The 6,255-nt window shown below is 68.9% G+C and carries 7 protein-coding genes; 5 read left to right on the forward strand and 2 right to left on the reverse strand.

What is annotated here, in order from left to right; genetic code table 11:
- A complete protein-coding gene (locus N415_RS28020) occupies positions 1 to 525 on the reverse strand; it encodes a serine/threonine protein kinase (protein WP_068101516.1) in 525 nt (174 codons plus the stop codon).
- Between the two features lie 53 nt (positions 526 to 578).
- Complete coding sequence (locus tag N415_RS28025) at positions 579 to 1,106, reverse strand: serine/threonine protein kinase (protein ID WP_068188865.1); 528 nt, start codon at positions 1,104 to 1,106, stop codon at positions 579 to 581.
- Positions 1,107 to 1,453: 347 nt separating this feature from the next.
- Between N415_RS28025 and N415_RS28030 the strand changes: the two genes are divergently transcribed.
- The 5 genes from N415_RS28030 to N415_RS28050 form a co-directional block, all read left to right on the forward strand.
- Positions 1,454 to 1,777, forward strand: coding sequence for a CD225/dispanin family protein (locus N415_RS28030; RefSeq protein WP_068101329.1), 324 nt, complete (start codon positions 1,454 to 1,456; stop codon positions 1,775 to 1,777).
- Positions 1,778 to 1,792: 15 nt separating this feature from the next.
- A complete protein-coding gene (locus N415_RS28035; protein ID WP_068188854.1) occupies positions 1,793 to 2,218 on the forward strand; it encodes a DUF2752 domain-containing protein in 426 nt (141 codons plus the stop codon).
- A complete protein-coding gene (locus N415_RS28040; RefSeq protein WP_068188856.1) occupies positions 2,211 to 3,692 on the forward strand; it encodes a M28 family metallopeptidase in 1,482 nt (493 codons plus the stop codon). The genes N415_RS28035 and N415_RS28040 overlap by 8 nt, the downstream gene beginning before the upstream one ends.
- Positions 3,689 to 5,161 carry a M28 family peptidase gene (locus tag N415_RS28045; RefSeq protein WP_068188859.1) on the forward strand — a complete coding sequence of 491 codons (1,473 nt, stop codon included), beginning with the start codon at positions 3,689 to 3,691 and terminating at the stop codon, positions 5,159 to 5,161. Before N415_RS28040 ends, N415_RS28045 begins: the two co-directional genes overlap by 4 nt.
- Before the next feature lie 41 nt (positions 5,162 to 5,202).
- On the forward strand, positions 5,203 to 6,255 hold a 1,053-nt coding region (locus tag N415_RS28050), incomplete at its 3' end, for a 13E12 repeat family protein (protein WP_068188862.1).

Consider the following 6,255-nt stretch of genomic DNA (forward strand, 5'->3'; position numbering starts at 1 on the left):
TCAGCCGTTGGTGCGCCACCACTGGTAGAGCGCGTTGACGTCGGTGTTGGACGCGCGGATGTGGCTCAACACGTTCTTGGCGTCGGTGGTCCAGGTGATGACCGCCGCGTTCTTATAGGTCCCGCACGCCACCTGGCCCGCCGTCGCGCCGGTGCTGCCCGTGTGCCAGGTGCCCGGTGACTGGCCGTTGTCCCCGCACGGGCTCAGCGATACGCCGTTGATGCCGCCGGTGAACGCGGCGGCCAGGTCGCTGCCGTTGCTGTAGAGCTGGTAGACGCCGGCCGCCGGGCCGTTGGGGTCGGGGCTCTGCCCGCAGTCGAGCTCGGCCAGGATCGGGCCGGACAGCGGGGCCGGCTGGCAAGTGTTGAGGCCGTAGCCCTTCGACAAATTGGCGGCCAGCGTGTTGATGTCCGCCGAGCTACCCGTGCCGGGATCTGCGGTCGCCGTGGCGGTGCCGACGATGACCGAAGCGCCCATGAGCGCCGCGGCCGACGCCGCCCGCAGCGCCTTGGTGAGAGGGGACATTCTGAACTCCTTTGTTGTGTTGGAAAACCAAGCAACCGAGCGTCTTTCGGGCCTCAGCCGTTCGCACGCCACCACTGGTAGAGCGCGGGGACGTCGTTGTTCGACCCACGGATGAGGCTCAAGATGTTCTTGGCGTCCGTGGTCCAGATGATCTCCGCGGCATTCTGGTATGTCCCGCACGCCACCGATCCGGAGTTTGCGTTGTTGCTGCCCTGGTGCCAGGTGGTGGGCGACTGGCCGGCGTCGCCGCACGCGGTGAGCACGTCGTCCTTGATGCTGGTCTTGAACGAACCGGTCAGGTTGTCGGCGTTGTTGAACAGGATGTACCTGGCCTGAATCGGGCCGCTCGGGTCGGGGCTCTGCCCGCAGGTGAGCACGGCAAGTTCACCGGCGTCGAGGTTTCCGGCCGTGCAGTTGTTGAGCCCGTAGCCTTTCGACAGATTGGCGGCCAGCGTGTTGATGTCCGCCGAGCTACCGGTATTGGTGGGGTCCGCCGCCGCCGTGGCGGCACCGGCGAACGCGCAACTGCCCGCGGCCAAGGTGGCCGCCGCGGCGCGCAGCGCCTTGCTGAGTTGAGGCATCATTGGCTCCTAACGGTGCGTCGCTCACCGGAAATAGTGCATCCGCTAAAGGGATCGTAGGGCTATGTCCTGTCCATGCAACACATTCCGCTGGAAATTATCTGTCTGGGCATTATTGTCGGATTCGGCGACGAAAGTTATCGGGTCAGCAAACCGGTTGCCAGCCAGCGATTTTCGCGTTTGTCCGGGGCTACTCGCCCGGTGGGGCGGCAACGCGAGCGGCGCCGGTGGAACGGGCGCGCGGCCGGCGGAAACGGCGAATTTCGCCGAGATAGTGCCCTCGCGGCGCCGCTCCGGTATGGTAAGCACCGCTCGACGCCAGCTAACTCGCCTCGACTGGAGAATCCATGACACAGCCGCCCCCTCCGCCCGGATACCCGCCACAGCAACCTGCTGGGCAAGCGCCGAACAACTACTTGGTGTGGTCGATTCTGGTGACGCTCTTCTGCTGTCTGCCGTTCGGGATCGTGGCGATCGTCAAGTCCAGCCAGGTCAATGGTTTGTGGGCACAGGGCCGGTACGCAGAGGCTCAGGCGTCCGCCGACAGCGCCAAGAAATGGGTGATCTGGTCCGCCGTCATCGGTGTGGTCGTGGGTGTCATCTACGCCATCTTGATGGCGGTCGGTGCGCTGAACACCAACACGAATGCGGCGCTTGCCGCGATGTTCTAAGCCGGCGTCGCGATCATGGTGACCCGCCCAGGGTCGGCGCGCCTGAGTTTGGGTGCGCCGCTCCTGGTTGCGGCGTCCACCACCCTGGTCTGCGCCGCGACCTGGGTGGGTGATCCGACGACCCCGGGTGGGCCCCTGCCGGTGTGTCCCACCAAGGCCCTGTTGGGCATCGACTGCCCGGGGTGTGGCAGTGCCCGGATGTTGTATTCGCTGATGCACGGCAACGTGTTGGCGGCCGCCCGGTTCAACGCGCTGGGCCTGGTGGCGCTGGTGTTGCTGGTGTGGGCGTACGGCGCGTGGACCTTCGGCCGGGTGACGGGCCGGCCGGTCCGGGGCTGGCAGCACCAGCGCTGGGCGGCCGCGGTGACGCTGGTGCTGGTGGCGGCCTGGTTCGTGGTGCGCAATCTGCCCTTTGCGCCATTCACCGCGCTTTATGTCTAGCCTCAGGCCCCTGCTCGCCGTGGTTGCCCTGACCGCGTTTCTGGCCGGTTGCTCGCATGGCCGCACCGGCTCTCAGCCGGCCGCCGGTGACGCCGCCGCGGCCGATTTCGCGACCTCGGTGCACGACAAGGTCACGACCGACGCCATGATGGCGCACCTGTCGAAACTCCAGGACATCGCCAACGCCAACAACGGCACCCGCGCGGTAGGCACCCCCGGCTACGAGGCCAGCGTCGACTACGTGGTGAACACGCTGCGCCACAGCGGCTTTGACGTTCAGACGCCCGAATTCTCGGCTCGGGTCTTTCACGGCGACAAGCCGACGGTGACGGTCGGCGGGGTGGCCGTGGAGGCGCGGCCACTGGACTTCAGCCTCGGCACCCCGCCCGACGGGGTGAGCGGGCCGTTGGTGGCGGTGCCGGCAGGGGCCGATCCGGGTTGCCATCCCTCCGACTTCGACGGGGCGCGGGGCGCAGTGGTGCTGGTCGACCGCGGCACCTGCCCGTTCGCGCAGAAGGAGGACGCGGCGGTGCAGCGCGGCGCCGTGGCGATGATCATCGCCGACAACGTCGACGAGCAGCAGATGGGCGGCACCCTCGGGCCCGACACCGACGTGAAGATCCCGGTGGTCAGCGTCACCAAGTCCACCGGGCTGCAACTACGCGGGCAGCCGGGACCGACCACGATCAAGCTCAACGCCAGCGTCCAAACCTTCAAGGCCCGCAACGTCATTGCGCAGACCAAGACCGGGTCGACTACCGACGTGGTGATGGCGGGCGCGCACCTGGACAGCGTGCCCGAGGGCCCCGGCATCAACGACAACGGGTCCGGAGTGGCCGCCGTGCTGGAAACTGCGGTGCAGCTGGGGAATTCGCCGCCGGTGCACAACGCGGTACGGTTCGGCTTCTGGGGCGCGGAGGAACTCGGGCTGATCGGCTCGCGCAACTATGTGGAATCGCTGAACCTCGACGCTCTCAAAGACATTGCGCTGTACCTGAACTTCGACATGCTGGCATCGCCGAACCCCGGCTACTTCACCTATGACGGGGACCAATCGCTGCCCGCGGACGCTCGCGGTCAGCCGGTGGTGCCGGAAGGCTCGGCCGGCATCGAGCGCACCCTGGTCGCCTATTTGAAGTCGGCGGGCAAGATCGCGCAGGACACCTCGTTCGACGGGCGTTCGGACTACGACGGATTCACGCTGGCCGGCATCCCGGCGGGTGGCCTGTTCTCGGGCGCCGAGACCAAGATGTCCGCCGATCAGGCCAAGCTCTGGGGCGGCACCGCCGACGCGCCCTTCGACCCCAACTATCACCAGAAGACCGACACGCTCGACCACATCGACCGCACCTCACTGGGCATCAACGGCGGCGGCGTGGCCTACGCGGTGGCCCTCTACGCGCAGGACCTTGGCGGCCGAAATGGCGTGCCCGTGTTGGCCGATCGCACGCGGCACGTGCTCAACAAGCCATGATCCGTCGGCTGGCCGCGGCGCTGGTGCTGATCGGGTTGGTGGCGGGGTGTTCGTCACCGCGGCCGGCGCCCCCGTCGTCGGCGCCGCCGGATCTGGCCCGGGGACTGTCGGCGAAGGTGACCGCCGACCGGATGGTCGCGCACCTGCGCGCGCTGCAGGGCATCGCCAACGCCAACCGCGGCAGCCGCGCCGACGGCACGCCGGGCTACGACGCCAGCGTCGACTACGTGGCGAAGGCGTTGCGCGACAGGGGCTTTAAGGTGTCGACCCCGCAGTTCGACCGGCTCTACAACGTCTCGCCCGGTAAACCCGCGCTGACGGTGGCCGGCCGCACGTATCAGGTCGACCAGGCGTCGATGCTGGTTCGCACGCCGCCCGGCGGCCTGACCGGACCGGCGGTTCACCCCGCGCGGGCGTCGGGCTGCACCGCGGGCGATTACCCGGCCGCGCTGCCCGCGGGCGCGATCGCCGTCGTCGACGACGCGGGCTGCTCGGTCGTCGACAAGCAGAACAGCGCCGTGGCCCGGGGCGCCGCGGGGCTGATCGTCCTCAGCGCACCCAACGGGCAGGGCGCCCCGCCAACGCTGTTCGGCCCCGGTTATTTCAAGCAGCTGACCGTGCCGGTCGCCGTCGTCGGGGCCAACGGCGCCGCGGCGCTCGCGCACGACACCGGGCCGGTGCGTCTGGTGCTGGACGCCGAGAACCGCACGATCTCGTCACGAAACGTGTTGGCGCAGACCGAAACCGGCTCCCCGCACGACGCGATCGTGGTCGGCGCGCATCTGGACAGCCCGCGCGACGGTCCGGGCATCAACGACGACGGCACCGGCGTGGCGGCGGTGCTGGAAACGGCGCTGCAGCTGGGACCGTTGGCGGCGGTGAACAACGCGGTGCGGTTCGCGTTCTGGGGCGCCGACGAGGACGGCATCAACGGCGTGATGGATTACGTCTTCGGCATGGACCGAGATCAGCTCAACGACATCGCGATGTACCTCGACTTCAACATGCTCGGTTCGCCGAACGCCGGCTTCTTCACCGACGACGGTGACCAGTCCGGTCCGCCCACGCCGGGAATCGCATTCGGCGACGTGCCCGAGGGTTCGGCGGGCATCGAGCGCACCCTCGGCGGCTACCTGAACCTGGCCGGCAAGCGGCCCGCCGACATGCCGTTGGCCACGATGGCCGACTACCACCCGTTCCTGGTCGCGGGCGTGCCGGTCGGGGGTCTGACCGCCGGTGCTTCGCAGCTCAAGACCACGGTGCAGGCGCGGCTGTGGGGCGGTCAGGCGGGCGTCCCGTTCGACCCCAACTTCCAGAGCCCGCGCGACACCGTCGAGGCCGTCAACCGGGACGCGTTGGCGGTCATGGGTTCTGGCGCGGCGTTCGCGGTCGGCACCTACGCCGAGTCCATCGGCGGCGTCAACGGCGTCCCGCCGCACGACAAGCGACATCGCACGCGGGTGCCCTAGCTGTTCGTCGGTTGTCGGATGGCCGTGGCATACTCGAACGTATGTTCGATACTCGGCTTCATGAGTACTGGGAGCCCCCGCAGACCGAGCGCTCTGCCGCGCTGATCGGGCGCATGTGCGCGTCGTGGCGGGCGGAGGCCCACGCGGCGGCGGATCGGTTGGACGCGATCGGGGAGCTGTTCGAGCTGCGTCGCGCCCAGCGTGGGGAGGAGGCCGATTGGGCCGTGGACACCTGGGCGGCGGTGGGCGCGGAGGTGGCTGCCGCGTTCCGGACCAGCCTTGCGATGGCGGGCAGTTATCTACGCTACGCGTTGGCGATGCGGGAGCGGCTGCCGATGGCGGCGGCGGCATTTCGCGCAGGCGACATCGATTACCGGTTGTTTCAGACATTGGTGTATCGCACCGACTTGATCACCGATCCCGAGGTGCTGTCCCGAGTGGATGCCGAATTGGCGGTGCGCGCTGCGCGGTGGCCGTCGATGACCCGGGGTCGGCTGGCCGGCGAGATTGATCGGCTTGTCGCGGCGGCAGACCCGGATGCCGTGCGCCGCAACAAGGACCGCATCCAGCGGCGCGAGGTGACGATCTGGGAGACCGAGCCCGGGATGTCGGAGGTTTATGGCCGATTGTTCAGCACCGACGCCAACGCGCTCGAGCAGCGTCTGGAGGCACTGGCCGCCACCGTGTGCGAGGCCGATCCGCGCACTCGTGATCAGCGGCGCGCCGACGCGCTGGGGGCGCTGGCCACCGGGGCCGTTCGGTTGGGGTGCCGGTGCGGCACGCCCGACTGCGCCGCGGGTGGGCGTGCGCCGGGGCCGGTGGTGATCCATGTCGTCGCCGCGCAGGCCACCGTCGAGGGTCGTGGGTCGACGCCGGCGGCCCTCCTGGGCGCGGAGGAGCTGATTCCCGCCGAGCTTGTCGCCGAACTGGCCAAAACCGCCACACTGAGGCCACTTTTCGCACCGACCGATCCGGAGCCCGGCTACACCCCGTCGACCAAGCTGGCCGACTTTGTGCGGTGCCGGGATTTGACGTGCCGGGCGCCGGGCTGTGACCGGCCCGCCACCCACAGCGACATCGACAGAGAAGATGGG

Source organism: Mycobacterium sp. UM_CSW (assembly GCF_000455205.1).
GTDB lineage: Bacteria > Actinomycetota > Actinomycetes > Mycobacteriales > Mycobacteriaceae > Mycobacterium.